Here is an 18,553-nt window from a genome sequence, read left to right on the forward strand (position 1 = left end):
ATCTCGGCTGGATGCTCCGGCATGTGCTGGAGTACCAGCCTTTTTCTATATGATAGATTTAATGGGGAGGCGGAACGGAAAATGGATATTCTGGTTATCGGCGGCGGCGGCCGCGAGCATGCGATTGTATGGGCTTTGGCCAAAAGTGAGAAGGTGGATACCCTCTACTGCGCACCCGGCAATCCGGGTATCGGGCAGCTGGCGGAATGTGTGCCGATCGGCGTTTTTGAGTTCGAGAAGCTGGCGGATTTTGCCGAGGAGAAGAAGGTTGGACTGGTTGTGGTAGGTCCCGATGACCCGCTCGCAGCTGGCATTGTCGATGTCTTCGAAGCACGTCAGATCCCGGTATTCGGCCCGCGCAAAAATGCGGCTGAGATCGAAGGCAGCAAAACTTTCATGAAGGATCTGCTGCACAAGTACAATATCCCGACAGCGGCCTACCGCAAATTCGACCAATACGAAGAGGCGCTCGGCTACCTGCGTACGCAAAGTGCACCGATCGTGATTAAGGCAGACGGTCTCGCTGCTGGCAAAGGTGTCATTGTTGCAGCCACACTGGAAGAGGCAGAGCAGGCGCTGCAGGATATGATGGTAGCCAAAGTGTTCGGGGAAGCCGGAAGCCAGGTGGTGATTGAGGAATTTCTGAGCGGGCAGGAAATGTCGATTCTTTCTTTTGTCGACGGCGAGACCGTTCGCCCGATGGTGGCCGCGCAGGATCACAAGCCGGTGTATGACGGAGATCGAGGCCCAAATACCGGGGGGATGGGCACTTACAGCCCGCTGCCTCATGTTCAGGATTCCATCATTGAAGAAGCGATCCGCACGATTATTGAGCCTACAGCCAAAGCGATGGCAGCCGAAGGACGTCCATTCCGCGGTGTGCTCTTCGCCGGTCTGATGATCTCGCCGGATGGACAGCCGAAGACGATTGAATTTAATGCTCGTTTCGGCGATCCGGAGACCCAGGTGGTGCTCCCGCGTCTGAACAGTGATCTACTCGATATTTTCCTGGCTGCCGTGAACGGTACGCTGGATCAGGTGGAGATTGAATGGAAAGATGAGGCTGCCGTATGCGTGGTCCTGGCTTCGGGCGGTTATCCTGCGTCCTATCCGAAGGGCGTGCCGATTCATGGGCTGGACCAGGTAGATGAGGCTGTCGTTTTCCATGCCGGTACGGCGGTCAACGAAGAAGGCCAATGGGTGACGAACGGTGGACGGGTGCTCGGCGTTGTCGGTCTGGGTGCTACCATTGCGGATGCACGGGACAAGGCCTACGAACAGGCCGCGAAGATTGCTTTCGAAGGAAAACATAACCGGACGGATATCGCAGCGAAAGCGCTGGTATAACCGGGAATTGAAGTGCCGTGAGGACGTTTTGTCTTTGCGGCATTTTTCTTTTTGCCGGCAGGTATCATTCTTTATACTGTACTACACCGATGTGCGTGCTTACTTTTCCATATCGGGTCAGGTATAATTGAGTAGGTTGAAGTACAAGAAAAGCGAAGGAGGACGTTAATATGTTTGTGATTCATGCCAATATGGTCGTTAAACCTGAACAAAAAGAAAACTTCCTTGAACAGATGAAGCTGCTGATGCAGGGCTCCCAGGCCGAGGAAGGTAACATCCGCTACACACTCATGCAGGACATCAACGATCCGAACGCTTTCACCATGGTTGAAGAATGGAAAGACGAGGAGGCCATGAAGTTCCATAATGCTACAGAGCATTTTCAGAATTTCGTTGCATCCGCACCTGAGTTCCTGGCTGCACCGATGCAGGCCAAAGTATTCAGCGCAGATCAGATTAACAAATAAGCGATTGAACGATTGAACGATATATAAGAGCAAATGCTGATTACTGAAGGAGGTTATCCGATGAAATCGATTACAGACGGAACAAAGTTGAATAACGGAGTGGTCATTCCCTGGCTCGGTTACGGCACTTACAAGGCCAAAGGCACAGAGGTGGTAGAGGGAGTTAAGGCAGCGATTGATGCGGGCTACCGCAGTATTGATACGGCTGCCATCTATGGCAACGAAGAGGAAGTCGGCCGCGCTATTCGCGAGAGCGGTGTGAAGCGAGAAGACCTGTTCATCACTACGAAGCTGTGGAATGACCGTCAGGGTTATGATTCCGCACTGCAGACATTTGAGGAGAGCCGTGCACGTCTGGGGCTGGATGTTGTGGATCTGTACCTGATTCACTGGCCGGGAAAGGACAAGTACATTGAGACATGGAAAGCCTTCGAACGCCTGTATGAAGAAGGTAGTGTGCGTGCTATTGGCGTCAGCAACTTCCACGTGCATCATCTGCAGAACCTTCTCGGTAACAGCAATGTTGTCCCGGCGGTCAACCAGGTGGAGCTGCATCCGCGTCTGGCTCAACGTGAGCTGTATGAATTCTGCCGCGAGCAGGGCATTCAGCTGGAGGCCTGGAGTCCACTGGCTCAAGGCCAGCTGCTGGAGAATGAAGTGATCGCAGGGATCGCCTCCAAGTACGGCAAATCACCAGCACAGATTATTCTGCGGTGGGATATCCAGAAGGAGATTGTAACCATTCCTAAATCCGTAACACCTGCACGGATCCGGGAGAACGCCGATATCTTCAATTTCGAGCTGACACCGGCTGAGATCGCGCAGATCGATGAGCTTAACACGAATGAACGGGTAGGAACAGATCCGGATCAATTACTGTTCTAAACTTCAAATACCGAAGACCGCTGGATGCTCCAGCGGTCTTTTTTGGCATGTCCATGAAGGGGTTGCAATTGTGCAGAGTTTCGTTTATTATAAAAATCAAGAATCTTAAATTAAAGATATAGAGACAATTCAAAACTACAGATCATGACCGCTAAAACGACACATGCTTGATGAACACGAAGAATAAAACTTTTTAAACTGAAGAGGAGGATTTACCATGCTGCAAAGTGCAGGGATTCACCATATTACGGCTTTCGTTCAGGACGCTCAGAAGAATGTGGACTTTTACACAGGCGTGCTGGGGCTGCGGATGGTTAAGAAAACGATCAATTTTGATGCGCCTGAGGTATATCATCTCTACTACGGAGATCGGGAAGGAACACCAGGAACGATCATCACCTTCTTCCCGCAGAGCCAGGCCCGTCAGGGTACGGTAGGCGGCGGCCAGGCTGCAGTGACGGTCTACGCGGTCCCGGTCGGCAGTCTGGATTATTGGAGAGAGCGGCTGGCTTCGTATGATATTTCGTTTGAGGAGACGCAGCGTTTCGGAGAAATCTATCTGCATTTTCAGGACTACAGCGGCCTGGTCGTCGAACTGACAGAACGGGAAGGCGGACCGCAGCACACCTGGGCGCCGGGCGGTGTTCCGGCCGACAAGGCGGTAAAGGGTTTTGGCGGGAGCGTGCTGCTGAGTCTGGCACCTAACGAGACCCGTAAAATTCTCGAAGGCCTGCTTGGCTTCAAAATGGCGGCCGAAGAAAATGGATGGGTCCGCTATCTCTCTGAGGGAGATATCGGCAATGTGATCGATATCAATACCGATCCTGTACCGGCGGGACGAGGCGGGGCGGGTACCGTACATCATATTGCATGGCGGGCCAAAGACTTTGAAGAGCACGAGCAATGGCGTTCACTGATCGAGAAGTCCGGCTACCATCCGACACCGGTTGTGGACCGGCAGTATTTTAATGCAATCTATTTCCGCGAGCCAGGCGGCATCCTGTTCGAGATCGCAACAGATCCTCCGGGCTTTGCCAACGATGAGCCGAAGGAGTCCATGGGAGAGAAGCTGATGCTGCCGTCCTGGTACGAACCCCACCGTGAGGAAATTATGCGATTCTTACCGCCCATTCAAGTTCCATCCCAACAAACACACAAGGAGGAAAACGCATGATGCAGCATATTTATCGTCAAGGATCTGATCCCCATGCTCCGGTACTGCTGATGCTGCACGGGACTGGGGGCAATGAACATGACCTTTTGCCGCTGGCCGAGCTGATCTCACCGGAATCTTCTGTTCTCGGTGTGCGCGGCAATGTGCTGGAGAACGGGATGCCTCGCTTCTTCCGCCGACTGGCCGAGGGCATCTTCGATGAAGAGGACCTGATCTTCCGGACGGCAGAGCTTCGCGGCTTCATAGATGAGGCTGCAGAACAGTACGGTTTTGACCGGAGCAGCGTGGTTGCCATCGGTTATTCCAACGGAGCTAACATTGCGGCCAGTCTGCTGTTCCATTACAAGGATGCGCTGGCTGGTGCCATTCTTCATCATGCAATGGTGCCGCTGCGGGGGCTGGAGCTGCCCAATCTCAGCGGTACTCCTGTTTGGATGGGCTCCGGACACAATGACCCGCTGATTCCGGCCGACCAATCCAGAGAACTGGCTGACCTGCTGCAGGGAGCAGGGGCTGAAGTAGAGATGCACTGGGAATCCTTCGGCCACCAGTTGACCCGCACGGAGGTAGATGCGGCAGCTGCCTGGTTCGCCAGAACATTTAAGTCATAAGCAGGAAGACAAAATATAATCCTAGTTCCAAAGCGCTTGAAGCCGCCGGATCCTCCGGCGGTTTTTTTGTTATTTGCGCAATAATATTAACTTAAATGTTAACTAAATGGACGGTGTTTACCGGGTGCATTTGTAATTTACGAGGAAATCAATAAAAATAACCGTCATATTTATGTCTGTATCCGATTACATGTTAAATATGTCAACTGAACAGAAAAATAAATTAATATATTGCAAATGTATTTAGGTTGATGTTAAATAAAGCTAGTCATCACTTTTGGTAAATATTTGTCAAGAGGGGGAAGGACATGCACAAGCGAAATAAGGTGCTGGCGATGTTAGTATTGTTAGGTCTGGTAGCTGCCATGCTTCAAGGCTGTTCCCGATCTTCGGCTGAAGAACAGCCGGGTACACCGATTGTTTATTGGACCTTCAATGAGCTGCATGAACAGTTTTTTACCGAAATGGCTAAGCAGTGGAACCAGACGCATCCAGACGAATTGATAAACTTGAAAGCGAATACATTCCCGTACGACAACCATCACAGCAAGCTGTCCATCGCACTTCAGTCCGGCGTCGGTGCTCCGGATATGGCGGATATCGAGATCTCGAAATTCGGGAACTTCATGAAAGGCATTCCGCAGCTCGTTCCCTTGAATCCGGTCGTTGAGCCGGAGCTGGGGAACGTAGTGAAATCCAGACTGGATATCTACAGCAAGGATAGCAGCTATTATGGTCTCGATTTTCACGTCGGGGCCGAAGTGATGTATTACAACAAGGAGATCCTCGACAAGGCAGGGGTGAATCCCGATGATATCCAGACCTGGGATGACTATGAAAAGGCAGGCAAGCAGGTGCTGGAGAAAACGGGCATTCCGATGACCACGGTTGAACTGAATGATCAATGGAGCTTCTGGCCGCTCATTTCCCAGCAAAATTCCGATCTGCTGGATGAAGAGGGCAAGATGACATTGGACAACGATACGAATATCAAGACCCTCTCCTTCCTGCAGCGGCTGGTCAAGGAGAAGATTGCTGTTACCGCTCCGGGGGGCGGACACCATGCAGAAGAATATTACGGGTTTATGAACAAGGAAGGAGCAGCTTCGGTATGGATGCCGATGTGGTATATGGGCCGTTTTACCGACTACATGCCTGACCTGAAGGGTAAAATGATCATTCGTCCGATGCCGGCCTGGGAGAAAGGCGGTTTCCGTTCGGCGGGAATGGGGGGCACGGCTACGGTAATTACGAATCAGAGCGAGCATGCGGATTTGGCTATGCGTTTTCTGGCCTTTGCGAAGCTGTCCAAGGAAGGCAATGAACAGATCTGGAAGCAGCTCGGCTTCGATCCGATCCGGACTGAGGTCTGGACCTCACCGGAAGTGAAGGAAGAGAACAAGTTTACGGAATACTTCGGGAAGAACATTTTTGACACGCTGATTGAGGTAAAGGATGAGATTAATCCGGTTCATATCGGACCGAAGACCCCGGATATCTCCAGTGCACTGAAGAGTAAGGTCATGTATCGCACTCTGCAGGATATGGAGGACCCGGCTGAAGTGCTGCATGAAATCGCCAAAGAGCTGGAATAAATGGATGTGAATCGAATGGAAATCACGATGCGAAAGGGAGTGTAAATATGAACTCGCCACTGCATACCAAAACCCGGACAGCCTCAGCCATGCGGGAACAGGCGCAGACCCGGTGGTGGTACCGCCTGCTGTACTCACAGCGCTCGGCGCCATATGTATTTGTTCTGCCGTTTATTCTGTCTTTTCTATTATTTTTCCTATATCCCGTAATCTCGACGGTCATTATGAGCTTTCAGGAAGTACTGCCCGGAATGACGTCCTTCATCGGCCCAGAGAATTACCGGGATCTGATCAATCCGGCCTTCGGCAGAGCGATTATGAACAGTGTTCTATATACGGTGCTGACGCTTGTCGTGCTGATTCCACTTCCATTGCTGCTGGCGGTGCTGCTGAATTCCAAGCGCATGCCGGGCAAAGGAGTGTTCCGTTCTGCACTCTTTATGCCAGCACTGACATCCGTTGTGGTCGCGGGTACGATCTTCCGGCTGATCTTCGGTGAGCTGGATGGCTCGCTGCTGAACAGCATCGTGAGCTGGTTCGGCATTGAACCGCAAAAGTGGCTGACAAGTGCCGGCACCGGTATGTTCGCACTGATTGTCCTTGCGCTGTGGCGCTGGCTGGGCGTGAATCTGCTCTATTTCATGTCCGGTCTGCAGAACATTCCTCCAGAGCTGTATGAAGCGGCCCAGATTGATGGCGCCAGCCGGCTGCAGTCGCTGCTGCGGATTACGATTCCACTGCTGCGTCCGGTAACCATCTATGTATTCACAATCAGTATTTACGCGGGACTTGCGATGTTCACGGAGAGCTTCATGCTCTGGAACGGCAATAACTCACCGAACGATATCGGTCTCACTATTGTCGGTTACCTGTACCGCCAAGGTCTGGAGCAGAACAGCATGGGCTTTGGAGCTGCGGTCGGCATCGTGCTGCTCGTGTTCGCTCTGATCCTGAATCTGATTCAGCTGAGATTCTTCGGACTGTTCCGGAAGGAGGACTAGTGCATGGTTGGGAAAAAAAGAAATTGGGCGGTTACCATTCCCCTTGTCATTCTGTTTCTTCTGTTCGCTGTCTTCTCGCTGTTTCCGCTGTTCGCACTGATCCTGGCTTCACTGAAGCCATCTACCGAACTCCTGCGCTTCGGGCTTAATCTGCGGCTGGATTGGGATCTGATGTCCCTGAAGAACTATTCGTTCATCTTCCAGGGGGCCAGTGATTATTTTCTCTGGTATCGAAACAGCATTGTATTTACCGTGCTATTCACTGTACTGTGCCTGCTGCTGTCGGCGATGGTGGGTTATGGCCTGGCGATGTACCAGTTCCGGCTGAAGAATACCATTTTCCTGCTCGTGCTGATTGTCATGATGATTCCGGTTGAGATTATTATGCTGCCGCTTTATAAGCTGATGATCGGGCTGAAGCTGATTAATACAGTGTGGGGAGTCATTCTTCCGTTCGTGGTGGCGCCGATTCCGATCTTCTTCTTCCGTCAGTATCTGGGCGGCGTGCCTAAAGATTTCATGGATGCGGCCAGGGTGGACGGCTGCTCGGAATACGGGATCTTCGTCCGGGTGATGATGCCGCTGATGGCACCGGCCTTTGCGGCGATGGCCATCCTGCAGGCCATGAACAGCTGGAATAACTTCCTGTGGCCGATGATCGTGCTTCGTACGAACGATATGCTGACGCTGCCGATCGGGTTATCCAGCCTGTTGACCCCTTACGGGAACAACTATGACATTCTGATCGCCGGTTCCGTGCTTGCCATTTTGCCCATTCTGATCGTCTTTCTGTTCTTCCAGCGGTATTTTATTGAAGGCATGACAGCCGGTGGTGTAAAAGGATAGACCTGCAGCGGTAAAAGCCGTTCTCCTGGGGGAGAGCGGTTTTTTTGCGGTCATTGGCGGCATAAAGTGGTATGATAAAGAATAAAAGCAGAAAACCGTGTATATCATCCGGCGCAGCCGATGGCATGCACAGTAACGGAGTGTGGAGAGCGATATGAAATCTGTAGATAACCCTCAAGCCGACAGTACCCCCACGGTGGGAATGGAGGACATCGTGCGTGCCCATCACGTGCTGCGCGAGGTCATCGTGCGTACCCCGCTGCAGCGGGATGCCGTCCTGTCGGCCAAATATAACTGTAACGTTTATCTCAAGCGTGAAGACCTGCAGGTCGTCCGATCCTTCAAAATTCGCGGTGCCTACAACATGATCCGCAGTCTGTCCCCGGAGGAGCTGGCGCAGGGGATTGTCTGTGCGAGTGCCGGTAACCATGCGCAGGGTGTGGCTTTTTCCTGTAATTCGTTAGGGATTCAGGGCAAGATCTATATGCCAAGCACCACGCCGAACCAGAAGGTGAAGCAGGTGAGGCGTTTTGGCGGCAGCAATGTGGAAGTCATCTTGACTGGAGATACGTTCGATGACGCTTATGAAGAAGCGATGAAGGCGCGTGAGGAGCAGGGGCTGACTTTCATTCATCCGTTTGATCAGGCGAAAATCATCGCAGGTAACGGTACAGTCGGGATGGAGATCATGGAGAATCTGGATCAGTCGCCGGATTATGTATTTGTGACGATTGGCGGCGGCGGTCTGGCTGCTGGTGTCGGCGCATATGTGAAGACGGTAAGTCCTGCAACCAAACTGATCGGTGTAGAACCGCTTGGTGCAGCTTCCATGAGCGAAGCATTCCGCCGCCAGGAGGTCGTGACGCTCGATGAGATTGATAAATTTGTGGATGGTGCGGCGGTCAAACGAGTTGGCCAAATGACCTATGATATTTGCTCCCGTACGCTGGATGATATTGTGAAGGTGCCGGAAGGGAAGGCCTGCACGGCCATCCTGGAGCTGTACAACGAGAATGCGATTGTCGTGGAGCCGGCGGGTTCGCTGCCGGTGGCTGCACTCGATATGTACAAGGAGCAGATTCGAGGTAAAAATGTCGTTTGCATCGTCAGCGGCGGCAACAACGATATTGACCGGATGCAGGAGATCAAGGAGCGTTCCCTGATCTATGAAGGGCTGAAGCATTACTTCATGGTGAATTTCCCGCAGCGCGCGGGTGCACTGCGGGAGTTCCTGCAAGATGTACTGGGCCCGGATGATGATATTACGCGCTTCGAGTATGCGAAGAAGAATGATAAAGAGAATGGTCCTGCGCTGGTGGGGATTGAGCTGATCCATCCTGAGGATTATGTTCCGCTGGTGGAGCGGATGACGCGGAAGGGGTTCCAGTTTACGGAGCTGAATAAGGATTTGAATTTGTTTAATATGTTGATTTAAGCCTTTTCTCCAATCCAAAGAGCGACTTCCAATAAAGAAATCCATACCGAAACGGTTCAATTCGGTATGGATTTGACCCGGGAGGGTTAGAATCGAATGGAGAAAAGGCCGCATCCTCGAATGAATCCAAAGAGCGACTTCCGATAAAGAAATCCATACCGAAACGGTTCAATTCGGTATGGATTTGACCCGGGAGCGTTAGAATCGAATGGAGAAAAGGCCGCATCCTCGAATGAATCCAATAAGCGTCGGGGTTCTGGAGTTAAATGTTAAAATCCCTCTCAATGATGCTGCCATATCCCGGATGAAGAACAGGCAGGCACGTTGTGCCGGAGCCTGAAAACCACCCGCCTCTCCACAAACAAAGCCGACCCGCTCACAGAAGTGAGCCGGATCGGCTTTTAGTTTTTTAGTTACAATTATTGAATCGCTGCATTCGCCTTAAGCCAAGCCTGCACCTGATCCGTCAGTTTGTAATCATTATCTTGTACAACCTTCATAAAGTACCCTACCTTGGTCAGCAGCGGGCTCTTCGCCACCTGAGGGGCTGCATAGCTCAGATAGGCGTTATAGCCAGTCTGAGCCTGACTGCGCATCTTGCCATTCTCATAATCGAACAAAGGCGTATTATTCATGCCGTAAAAAATCGTATTCCGGTACAGCGTATATAAGGAACGCATCTGGTTAATCCGGTTGGAGTATGGGTATGTCCGCACAAAGCTCTCCACGGATGCGCCGCGGGCCAGCAAGGACTGATAGCCAATGGTCAATGCCGCATCCGAGGACAGAGGCTGTACGGTCTCCAGGTAACGGATGCCCAGATACTGCTGGATGTCCTTGTTCACATATTCGGAGTAACGTTCATATGCAGGATAGTCAATGACCGGATAGAACATGCCTTCCGCCGTCTCCAGACGGTAGCCGTTCTTCTGCATCAGCAGGAGTACACTGCGAAGGGATGGATCTGAAGTGCGTTTGCTCAGACTGTCAAAAGTGTCACCACTCCGGTACAGCTTCGTCAGCGCACGTTGGATGGAGGTGCCCTCCATTTTTTTAACATAAGCCGGAATCCATGCTTCCTGGGCATTCTCCAGATGGAGTACCATGATGGTCGCTGTGTTACGGGATACCTTCATAATGTCTGTGTTCAGGTAGGAAATCGCTTCAGCCAGTTTTCCCTTCGCAAGACGCTGGTCCAGGCCGGCCAAGATAGCCCGGTCTGTGCTTTGCTGGCTTACCGAACTGCTGGAATTGCTACCTGCTCCTGTGCTGGATGCGGCGAAGGCAGCACCAGATTGGGAAGACAATAAAAGGATAGCTGCTGCGGTTGTGGCAATCAGTTTGGTTCTCTTATTCTGCAAAATATAATACCTCCCATGTAAAGTTAAGGTTCGGGGGTTCTTCCAATAATTACCCAATATAGTATTTTGGACGCACCAGGAGTAGAATGAGTTGCAGTTTCCAAAAAAACAAAAAGCCCTTCCGTCTAAAGCGGATAGGGCTTAATTTTATTCTCTGATCATGATTGAATCAGGCATCAACTCTTGTGGATTTGCGCAGGAACAGCGGCTTTAGCAGGACAATGCCAACGACGAACAGCACGAGGCTGAGCCAGGGCGGGATCGTCAGGACAGGCAGGGTACTGCGCAGTGTCGTACCGACAACAAGAATGACGGCAACAATGACACAGTAGGTGATAACGCTTTTCATCGTCAGCTTCGGTTTGGCAGAGACAGCTTCATCTTCGTCGGGTCGTGACATGAAGCCATTCAGGACCTCGATCAGCAGAATGGCTCCGAGCGCAACCAATACGAGCGTGGAGGACTGTACTTTGGAATAGGGTTCAACGGAACCGCCCGTCCACTGCACAACCAGGCCGATCAGCCCGAAGGTCAGGAACAGAAAAGTCAATGCAATCCAGGCAATCATGATATAGTACATCCATTTGGGTTGGGTGTTGGATGATGGGTATTCATTTTGTGGTGATGATGAGTTCTTCATAATTTCCCCCTGTTTCTGCGAGTGTACTACCCATCAGTATAAGGGAGCTGCAGGTGCTTGGCAAAACAAAGCAGAGCATGCCTATTCCTGGTGGAACAGCAGGGCCCGGTTCACAAAAACAAATACAAGAGCGGCGATCACGCCGAGAATTAGCAGCAAAGGTCCGTAATGAGCCTGAACCCAGGCAATGAGGGCTTCCACGTTCATCAGCTCCTTGCGTTTTCATTGTAAGTCAGATATGTCCCTTTAATATACGCAGGTCTGACGTTATTCATCCTGCGATCCAGCTGCTGCAATGGCAAAAGTGGCAAAAAAGTGAGTATCCGGGAAGCATGAATAAAGCCTAGGGCTACCTAAGCACACTAATCCATGCCAGTACAAATGCCAAGCGCTGAAGGGAAGGGGAATGACGATGTCCACAGAAAAAACGAGTTATGGTGTTGAGCTCTACGGCGTCCAGTCGCCATGGGATCAGATGGATAATCCGCTGGCTGCTTCATTTAATGAGTCGGTCAGCGGTGCCGAAGAGGTGCCGCCGCGGACCGCGACAAAGACCCGTCCTGATCAAGCAGCAAGTACGGGGGCAGGTGCTCCGGTGTACAGTGTGACTGAAGCAGGAGATACCGAATTTGGCGGTGAGTTTGCAGATGACGATCACAAAAGCCTGTGGCAGGATCATCAGGATGAGAGCACAGGCCCGAACAGCCTGATGAGTTCCTGGAGCGGCCGGGATGAGACACACCGCATGTTCAAAAGAAGCTATGAGTAATTGTTAAACTCCATTCTTGTTACAAACAGCCGTCCCTTCCGGACGGCTGTTTGACATGTTTTAGAGCCGCATGCTATATTAGCATTAATAATTCATATTAAACTCATCGGAATTAAATGCAATGTTTTATTTAGGGGGAGACCAGGATGGAAAGGCATATTGCAATTCGGCACGGACAGGAAGAGCTGGCAGCAACGATTCATTACCCTGCGGCACAAAGCGAGAATAAGAGCTGCCAACGGGTGCCATTGATCGTCATATGCCACGGATTTGTAGGATCAAGGATCGGCGTCGACCGTCTGTTCGTTAACAGCGCCAGAGAGCTGGCTCAAGACGGCTACCTTGTACTGCGCTTTGATTATATCGGCTGCGGGGAGAGCAGCGGAGACTACGGAGCAGAAGGCTTGGAGTCTATGATCAATCAGACCCGTTCTGTGCTGGATTATGCCTTGAATCTGGGGGATGTCGACCCGCAGAAGGTAACACTGCTCGGTCATAGTCTCGGCGGCGCGGTGGCGGTACTGACCGCAGTCCGGGACAGACGGATCAAGAACCTGATTCTGTGGTCGGCCGTGGGTTATCCCTTCAGCGACATTGTCAAGATCACCGACCGCAGTGTCTTCGATAATGCCGTCCAGCATGGTTCTGCCGACTACCTGGGCTATGCCTTCAAGCCGGTGTTCTTCGAGTCGCTGGCGAATTTCCAGCCGTTCCAGGAGGCCGTCAAGTTCAGCGGGGATGTGCTGGTGGTGCATGGGACTTCTGATGATGTGATTCCGGTTGATTACGCTTTTCTGTACCAGAAGGTATTCTGGATGCGCTCCGAAGGACGCTGTGATAAGGAGATCGTATTCCAGGGAGACCATACCTTCTCTTCCGGCAAGGAACGTGCCGAGCTGCTGAAGTCTACCCGCAGATGGCTGGTTGACCGTGAGCGCGAGGAGAAGGACTGGCAGCATTGGATGATCTGATCCGGGCACATGGACAGAAGTGCTGCAAATGACCGGATTCGACGCAATGATGCAGGATATCCAATTGGAATTTCAGCCTCCACAGGAGTAATATGAAAGAGTAACGTTATTCTGGTGTGTGGAGGTTGACAGCGATGACACTACCCGCATTATTTGTAGCACATGGGTCACCGGCTCTGGCTGTGGAAGACAATGCATACACCTCTTTTCTCGGAGAACTGGGCACCAAGCTGCCGCGTCCCCGGGGCATCGTCGTCTTCTCGGCGCATTGGGACAGTCCGGACCAGCGTCTGACCGTGGATGAATCCCATGAGACACTGCATGACTTTTACGGTTTCCCGGAAGAAGTGTATCGGGTGAATTATCCGGCGAAGGGAGATGCGGCGCTGTCGGATGAGATTGCCAGGCTGTTCAGTGAGCATAATCTGCCCTACCAGCCGATTCTGGGCCGCGGATTGGATCATGGCGCCTGGGTCGTACTCAAGCACATGTACCCGGATGCAGATATTCCCGTTATCCTGCTCTCTGTAGACTCCCGACGGTCACCGGAAGAGCAGTATGAGATCGGCCGGATGCTTGCTGCCCTGCGTGACCAGGATATTCTCGTGGTCGGCAGCGGTGGTCTTGTGCACAATCTCCGGCTGCTGAGCAGGGAGAATGAACCGCTGGAATGGGCGGAGCAATTTGACCAGTGGATCGAAGAGCAGCTGCAGAGCTGGAATCTCAAGAACCTGTTTAACTATGCCAAAAAAGCACCGCATGCCCTGGAAGCTGTTCCTTCCTATGCGGCCGAGCATTTCATTCCGTTCTTCTATGCGCTGGGCACAGCGGACAGGGAGCGCCAGGCTAAGAAGCTCTACCAGGAGTACCAGCTGGGTTCGCTGAGTCTGAACTGCTGGGCGTTTGGCGGCAGCGAGATCCATCATACCGTATAAAATATAAACCTCCACGGCTGCCAGGCAGCTGTGGAGGTTCTGTTGTTTTAGCGGGAAGGTAGAAAAGAGTTAGGCTGTGGTCTTATTCGGATTTGCCGGATTGATGCGTTCCCCGCGGTCTCTGCGGAACAGGCCTTTCAGGTAAGGCAGTACCCAGCGGTCCAGACCGATCTTTCCGGCATTAGCGCCGGCCACGACCAGGAAGATCTCGAACAGCAGCAGCTGGGCGTTCGTGCTCACGGTACCCGAGAAGAGGAACGCGAAGTTCATTACCATGGCCATGAGGGCAGCGAGTGTCGTGAAGCAGCCGAGGATCAGACCCAGACCAATCAGGAACTCACCGATTGGCACGAGAAAGTTGAACAATCCTACATTTGGAATCGCGAAGTTTTCGAGGAATACCTTCCACCAGCCTTGAACTGCCGGATGCTCACCGCCTGCCAGTTTTACAGCGCCGGCGAGGAAACCGTCTGCCTGGAAGCCGCCGGTTAATTTCTCCCAGCCGTGGGTCATCCAGGTGTATCCAAGGTATACGCGGACGACGGTCAGAATCCACATTGCTGCTTTATTCTCTCTGAGCCATTGGTTAATCATGTTACTCACTCCTATGATTGAATTTGGATGGTTATGTGATGATCATCTTTCATGTCTTTATCATAAAGGGTGAGGGGGTTATATATTGTGATAATAATCACAAAGTGGAGGTGTTTTCTTTAAATTTAAAGCTCATTCACAAACTCGACAAATTTTACATTCTTTTAACAAAGATAATTTGATTTTACGCTGCGTTAACAAAATGAAGTTGATTTTACATTCACTTTACAATCGGAGGGAAAGAATAGGTCTAATGACATGGGGGGTGGAGGATAGGAGAGGGGGGAGAAGGGTAATTATATAAAGATCGGATGAAATAACGTTGAAAGCATCTTTACAAAACCTTAGGCGCATATGATAAGATAGCAAAGGTTGTCTAATTATAGCGATCTTTCTAGCGGGAATTTTTCGTAAAGGGGTAATTTCGAAATGAAATTGAAGAAAAAGGATATATTTTTCCAGACGCTGGAGAATATGGCCGATACTGTCGTTCAGGCGGCAGATTATTTTGCGACACATGTCTCCAATCTGCAGGATATTACTGTATTCGCGAATGACATGAAAAAATTTGAATCGCAATGTGATGAATATACACATACGATCATCAAAGAACTGAACAAGACCTTCATCACACCGATTGAACGCGACGATATTATGGAGCTGACAACCACGCTTGACGATGTATTGGACGGTCTTGAAGCAACGGCTTCCCGCTTTTATATGTATCAACTCACGCAGCCGGACGAATATATCGTGCAGTTTGCTGACATTCTGCGTCTCTCTGCGTATGAGATCCAGAAGGCGATTCATCTGCTGTCCCAGAAAAAACTGCTGGCCCTGCGTGAACACACCATTCGCCTGAATGAGCTGGAGAACCAGGGTGACGAAGTTCTGCGCTTCTGCATCAAGAACCTGTTCGCTACCGTAACGGATCCGATTGAGCTGATCAAGCGCAAAGAGATTTACGAGCGCCTGGAGACAACAACGGATGCGTGCGAGGACGTAGCCAACATGCTGGAATCGATTATTATGCGCAACTCGTAAGGAGTACAGGCCAATGGAACCGAGTTTTTGGATTATAGCAATTGTAGTTATTCTGGCGCTGGGCTTTGACTTTATCAACGGCTTTCACGATACAGCCAATGCCATTGCCACATCCGTGTCCACCCGGGCGCTGACTCCTCGACGTGCAATTATTCTCGCAGCAGTCATGAACTTCGTGGGTGCCATGGTATTCACCGGGGTAGCCAAGACGATCGGGGGCAAGATTGCCGACCCGACCAAGCTGGATAATGGCCTGGAGATCGTAATTGCCACGCTGATTGCTGCGATTATCTGGAACCTGATCACCTGGTGGTTCGGCATTCCTTCTTCCTCCTCGCATGCCTTGATTGGTGCGCTGGCAGGAGCGGTATTTGTAGGCGCAGGCAACAGTTTTGTCAATTGGAGCGGATTTATCGAGATCGTTGAGGCCTTGATTGTGTCTCCGCTGCTTGCTTTTGCGATCGGTTATATCATTATGACCCTGCTCAAATGGATTTTCGCGAACCGCAGTCCGCATACTGTCAACAAAGGCTTCCGCACGATGCAGATCGTTACGGCAGCGCTGCAGTCCTTCACACACGGGACGAATGATGCGCAGAAGGCGATGGGCATTATCACTTTCGCGCTGGTAACGGCGGATTATCAGCAGACGACAGACGTACCGCTTTGGGTTAAGATCGCCGCGGCTACAGCCATGGCTCTGGGTACCTCGATCGGCGGCTGGAAGATCATCAAGACCATGGGTACGAAGATCTTCAAGATTGAACCGATCAACGGCTTTGCGGCTGATATCTCGGCAGCTTCCGTCATTTTCTCGGCGACCCTGCTTCATCTGCCGGTCAGCTCGACGCATGCGATTACATCCGCGATTCTGGGTGTAGGATCTGCGAAGCGCTTCTCTGCAGTACGCTGGTCGCTGGCAGGACGCATCATCATCACATGGTTTATTACCATCCCGATTTCAGCTCTGCTGTCAGGACTCATCTTCAAACTGCTGTTCTAGCAGTGAGCCTGCATGCGATTCTCGGGTACAACACATACACGAAAGCTTGTTCTTCACCTGAAGGACGGGCTTTTTTTGTATATTCGGTATATATAATTGAGTGCGTATTTGGCCTGCGGCCGGCTTGAAGTCGCCGGAACGGCGCAGGTACAATGAGGACAGAATCTGAGGCTGGTGCAAGGAGCGTAATCATGATTAGAACATTAGCGATCACCAAGGATCACCAGATCACCCTCGGTCTCCCCCTGGAAACGCTGCGGCTGGAGGATTACGCCTGGGTCTGGGCCGATTTCAATGAGCCGTCTGCAGAAGAGTCCCGGCTGCTGGACAGCTATTTTCACTTCCATCCGCTGGCGGTGGAGGACTGTCTGCATGTGCTGCAGCGCCCGAAGCTCGATTATTATGACGATCTGCAGTTCCTGGTGCTGCACGGACTGAACCCGGATACGCTGGATGCAGACGAGGTTAACCTGTTCATCGGTCCCAACTATCTCGTGTCTTATCATCACCGGCAGATGGCAGAGCTGGATCAGGCATGGGAGCGGATTGTACAGCATGCTCATGACCGCAAAATCTGGTCCCGCGGCCCGATTGCTGCCGCCTATACGGTGATGGATAAGCTGGTGGATCAATATTTCCCCAGTCTGTTCGCGATTGAGGATGAGCTGGCCGACCTGGAGAACCGGGGAGGGCAGGAGTCTGTCGAAGTTCTGATGAACCAGGTGTTTGCCCTGCGGGCCCGGCTGCTGAAGCTGCGGCGTACCGTCGTCCCGATGCGGGATCTGCTGTACCGGATTGTGAATTCACAGCATGTGCAGGGCGGAGAGCATAAAGTATATTTTGCCGATATCTACGACCACCTGCTGAAGCTGGCGGATATGATCGAGGCAGACCGGGAGATGACCGCAGATCTGCGGGACAGCTATATTTCGCTGAATTCGAACCGGATGAACTCGATTATGAAAACATTGACCGTCATCACGACCATTTTCATGCCGCTGACGCTGATCGCGGGGATCTATGGCATGAATTTCCGGTATATGCCGGAGCTCGGATGGACGTATGGCTATTTCGGTGTGCTGGCCCTGATGCTGGTGCTCAGTGGCGGGATGATTGCGTGGTTCATGAGGCGGGGATGGTTTAAGTAGGCGTTACTTCCACACTCCGCTTAAGTCCCTATGGTACAGGAGCTTTTCCAGAATGGTTCCTGACCTCCATTCAAACGTCATAGTGCAGCCAACTAAAAAGGGGAGGGAGAATAAAAGAGCAGACACATGTCTGTGTCTGCTGCAGGGTCAGCGGGCGGCGGAAGTGCGCTTCCGCTTTTTTGGTTTGCGGCGCGATGAGGAAGAGTTCTTGCGCGCGGCAGATTTTTTCTTTTTGCGGCGGCGGGGCGGGGTGTACTCTTCGTAGTCGGTGCTGTCGGCATCCGAACCTTTGGTGGAGCCTTTGCTCCCGAAGGGCAGGGCGCCCATGATCAGTTTGGCCATCGGCGCGATCTGCTGGATGCTGCCCATGACCTTCTGAACCTTGGTGAGGGTGGCGAGCATGCCGTCAATGCCGCCCATTCGGTCGATGATGCCTTTGAGATCGCCCAGGTTGCCGAGATTGCCCAGGCCGCCAAGCAGGCCTCCGCCTGACTTGGCTGGAGCGGCTGCGGGGGTGACAGCCGTAGTACTCTCTACCGGATTAAAAGGCAGGAAGGACGAAGCCTCCGCCTGGGGAGGCGCATCCAGATAAGCATCCAGCCCCGGATAAGACGAAGGGGTAGTGGTATATGGTTCGGCGATAGAGCGCTGGTGGCGCGGCCCCCGGTTATAGTAGTGCTGGGACATCACAATCACTATCCTTTATCGTTTGATGTCAGCCAAATGC

Annotated in this window: 19 protein-coding genes; 15 read left to right on the forward strand and 4 right to left on the reverse strand. The window is 51.8% G+C overall.

Annotated features, from left to right (window positions below; translation table 11 throughout):
* The first annotated feature begins 81 nt into the window (after positions 1–81).
* From purD to ilvA, 9 genes are all read left to right on the forward strand, one after another.
* Positions 82–1,347, forward strand: a complete 1,266-nt coding sequence (gene purD / locus Q5741_RS14175) for a phosphoribosylamine--glycine ligase (protein ID WP_305024755.1) — start codon at positions 82–84, stop codon at positions 1,345–1,347.
* Between the two features lie 170 nt (positions 1,348–1,517).
* On the forward strand, positions 1,518–1,814 hold the full coding sequence (locus Q5741_RS14180) for a putative quinol monooxygenase (protein ID WP_305024756.1): 297 nt from the start codon (positions 1,518–1,520) through the stop codon (positions 1,812–1,814).
* 60 nt (positions 1,815–1,874) lie between these two features.
* Entirely contained in the window at positions 1,875–2,699 is an 825-nt protein-coding gene (locus tag Q5741_RS14185; protein ID WP_305024757.1) for an aldo/keto reductase, read from the forward strand.
* Positions 2,700–2,916: 217 nt separating this feature from the next.
* The gene (locus Q5741_RS14190) at positions 2,917–3,873 is read left to right on the forward strand and encodes a ring-cleaving dioxygenase (RefSeq protein WP_305024758.1); all 957 of its coding nucleotides are present in this window, start codon (positions 2,917–2,919) and stop codon (positions 3,871–3,873) included.
* Entirely contained in the window at positions 3,873–4,484 is a 612-nt protein-coding gene (locus tag Q5741_RS14195; RefSeq protein ID WP_305024868.1) for an alpha/beta hydrolase, read from the forward strand. Before Q5741_RS14190 ends, Q5741_RS14195 begins: the two co-directional genes overlap by 1 nt.
* A gap of 308 nt (positions 4,485–4,792) precedes the next feature.
* Positions 4,793–6,079: an ABC transporter substrate-binding protein gene (locus Q5741_RS14200; protein ID WP_305024759.1), complete on the forward strand. Its 1,287-nt coding sequence runs from the start codon at positions 4,793–4,795 to the stop codon at positions 6,077–6,079.
* Positions 6,080–6,126: 47 nt separating this feature from the next.
* Entirely contained in the window at positions 6,127–7,080 is a 954-nt protein-coding gene (locus Q5741_RS14205; RefSeq protein ID WP_407074363.1) for a carbohydrate ABC transporter permease, read from the forward strand.
* Positions 7,081–7,083: 3 nt separating this feature from the next.
* Positions 7,084–7,926 carry a carbohydrate ABC transporter permease gene (locus tag Q5741_RS14210; protein WP_305024760.1) on the forward strand — a complete coding sequence of 281 codons (843 nt, stop codon included), beginning with the start codon at positions 7,084–7,086 and terminating at the stop codon, positions 7,924–7,926.
* Between the two features lie 154 nt (positions 7,927–8,080).
* Positions 8,081–9,361 (forward strand): threonine ammonia-lyase IlvA, encoded by a 1,281-nt coding sequence (gene ilvA, locus Q5741_RS14215; protein WP_305024761.1) that lies wholly within the window; start codon positions 8,081–8,083, stop codon positions 9,359–9,361.
* A gap of 419 nt (positions 9,362–9,780) precedes the next feature.
* Here the strand turns inward: ilvA and Q5741_RS14220 are convergent, their stop codons facing one another.
* Both Q5741_RS14220 and Q5741_RS14225 read right to left on the reverse strand, forming a co-directional pair.
* Entirely contained in the window at positions 9,781–10,722 is a 942-nt protein-coding gene (locus Q5741_RS14220; protein WP_305024762.1) for a hypothetical protein, read from the reverse strand.
* Between the two features lie 169 nt (positions 10,723–10,891).
* The gene (locus Q5741_RS14225) at positions 10,892–11,362 is read right to left on the reverse strand and encodes a hypothetical protein (protein ID WP_305024763.1); all 471 of its coding nucleotides are present in this window, start codon (positions 11,360–11,362) and stop codon (positions 10,892–10,894) included.
* A gap of 412 nt (positions 11,363–11,774) precedes the next feature.
* Here Q5741_RS14225 and Q5741_RS14230 point away from each other — a divergent pair, with 412 nt between their 5' ends.
* The 3 genes from Q5741_RS14230 (at position 11,775) to Q5741_RS14240 (ending at position 14,037) form a co-directional block, all read left to right on the forward strand.
* Positions 11,775–12,131: a hypothetical protein gene (locus tag Q5741_RS14230; RefSeq protein ID WP_305024764.1), complete on the forward strand. Its 357-nt coding sequence runs from the start codon at positions 11,775–11,777 to the stop codon at positions 12,129–12,131.
* 146 nt (positions 12,132–12,277) lie between these two features.
* Positions 12,278–13,102 (forward strand): alpha/beta hydrolase, encoded by an 825-nt coding sequence (locus Q5741_RS14235; protein WP_305024765.1) that lies wholly within the window; start codon positions 12,278–12,280, stop codon positions 13,100–13,102.
* A gap of 134 nt (positions 13,103–13,236) precedes the next feature.
* A complete protein-coding gene (locus Q5741_RS14240; protein ID WP_305024766.1) occupies positions 13,237–14,037 on the forward strand; it encodes a dioxygenase family protein in 801 nt (266 codons plus the stop codon).
* A gap of 69 nt (positions 14,038–14,106) precedes the next feature.
* Here the strand turns inward: Q5741_RS14240 and Q5741_RS14245 are convergent, their stop codons facing one another.
* Complete coding sequence (locus Q5741_RS14245) at positions 14,107–14,631, reverse strand: DoxX family protein (protein ID WP_305024767.1); 525 nt, start codon at positions 14,629–14,631, stop codon at positions 14,107–14,109.
* A gap of 429 nt (positions 14,632–15,060) precedes the next feature.
* Here Q5741_RS14245 and Q5741_RS14250 point away from each other — a divergent pair, with 429 nt between their 5' ends.
* From Q5741_RS14250 to corA, 3 genes are all read left to right on the forward strand, one after another.
* On the forward strand, positions 15,061–15,675 hold the full coding sequence (locus Q5741_RS14250) for a DUF47 domain-containing protein (RefSeq protein ID WP_305024768.1): 615 nt from the start codon (positions 15,061–15,063) through the stop codon (positions 15,673–15,675).
* A 13-nt stretch (positions 15,676–15,688) separates the two neighbouring features.
* A complete protein-coding gene (locus Q5741_RS14255; protein WP_305024769.1) occupies positions 15,689–16,678 on the forward strand; it encodes an inorganic phosphate transporter in 990 nt (329 codons plus the stop codon).
* A gap of 191 nt (positions 16,679–16,869) precedes the next feature.
* Complete coding sequence (gene corA / locus Q5741_RS14260; protein ID WP_305024770.1) at positions 16,870–17,826, forward strand: magnesium/cobalt transporter CorA; 957 nt, start codon at positions 16,870–16,872, stop codon at positions 17,824–17,826.
* Positions 17,827–17,973: 147 nt separating this feature from the next.
* Here the strand turns inward: corA and Q5741_RS14265 are convergent, their stop codons facing one another.
* Positions 17,974–18,513, reverse strand: a complete 540-nt coding sequence (locus Q5741_RS14265; RefSeq protein WP_305024771.1) for a tyrosine protein kinase — start codon at positions 18,511–18,513, stop codon at positions 17,974–17,976.
* Between the last annotated feature and the right edge of the window lie 40 nt (positions 18,514–18,553).

The organism is Paenibacillus lacisoli, assembly GCF_030580655.1.
In the GTDB taxonomy this organism is placed as follows: domain Bacteria; phylum Bacillota; class Bacilli; order Paenibacillales; family Paenibacillaceae; genus Paenibacillus; species Paenibacillus lacisoli.

Excerpts from the sequence above, each read along its gene's own strand:
- purD (WP_305024755.1), top strand. The coding sequence starts at position 82 with ATGGATATTCTGGTTATCGGCGGCGGCGGCCGCGAGCATGCGATTGTA.
- Q5741_RS14180 (WP_305024756.1), top strand. The coding sequence starts at position 1,518 with ATGTTTGTGATTCATGCCAATATGGTCGTTAAACCTGAACAAAAAGAA.
- Q5741_RS14185 (WP_305024757.1), top strand. The coding sequence starts at position 1,875 with ATGAAATCGATTACAGACGGAACAAAGTTGAATAACGGAGTGGTCATT.
- Q5741_RS14190 (WP_305024758.1), top strand. The coding sequence starts at position 2,917 with ATGCTGCAAAGTGCAGGGATTCACCATATTACGGCTTTCGTTCAGGAC.
- Q5741_RS14195 (WP_305024868.1), top strand. The coding sequence starts at position 3,873 with ATGCAGCATATTTATCGTCAAGGATCTGATCCCCATGCTCCGGTACTG.
- Q5741_RS14200 (WP_305024759.1), top strand. The coding sequence starts at position 4,793 with ATGCACAAGCGAAATAAGGTGCTGGCGATGTTAGTATTGTTAGGTCTG.
- Q5741_RS14205 (WP_407074363.1), top strand. The coding sequence starts at position 6,127 with ATGAACTCGCCACTGCATACCAAAACCCGGACAGCCTCAGCCATGCGG.
- Q5741_RS14210 (WP_305024760.1), top strand. The coding sequence starts at position 7,084 with ATGGTTGGGAAAAAAAGAAATTGGGCGGTTACCATTCCCCTTGTCATT.
- ilvA (WP_305024761.1), top strand. The coding sequence starts at position 8,081 with ATGAAATCTGTAGATAACCCTCAAGCCGACAGTACCCCCACGGTGGGA.
- Q5741_RS14225 (WP_305024763.1), bottom strand. The coding sequence starts at position 11,362 with ATGAAGAACTCATCATCACCACAAAATGAATACCCATCATCCAACACC.
- Q5741_RS14230 (WP_305024764.1), top strand. The coding sequence starts at position 11,775 with ATGTCCACAGAAAAAACGAGTTATGGTGTTGAGCTCTACGGCGTCCAG.
- Q5741_RS14235 (WP_305024765.1), top strand. The coding sequence starts at position 12,278 with ATGGAAAGGCATATTGCAATTCGGCACGGACAGGAAGAGCTGGCAGCA.
- Q5741_RS14240 (WP_305024766.1), top strand. The coding sequence starts at position 13,237 with ATGACACTACCCGCATTATTTGTAGCACATGGGTCACCGGCTCTGGCT.
- Q5741_RS14245 (WP_305024767.1), bottom strand. The coding sequence starts at position 14,631 with ATGATTAACCAATGGCTCAGAGAGAATAAAGCAGCAATGTGGATTCTG.
- Q5741_RS14250 (WP_305024768.1), top strand. The coding sequence starts at position 15,061 with ATGAAATTGAAGAAAAAGGATATATTTTTCCAGACGCTGGAGAATATG.
- Q5741_RS14255 (WP_305024769.1), top strand. The coding sequence starts at position 15,689 with ATGGAACCGAGTTTTTGGATTATAGCAATTGTAGTTATTCTGGCGCTG.
- corA (WP_305024770.1), top strand. The coding sequence starts at position 16,870 with ATGATTAGAACATTAGCGATCACCAAGGATCACCAGATCACCCTCGGT.
- Q5741_RS14265 (WP_305024771.1), bottom strand. The coding sequence starts at position 18,513 with ATGTCCCAGCACTACTATAACCGGGGGCCGCGCCACCAGCGCTCTATC.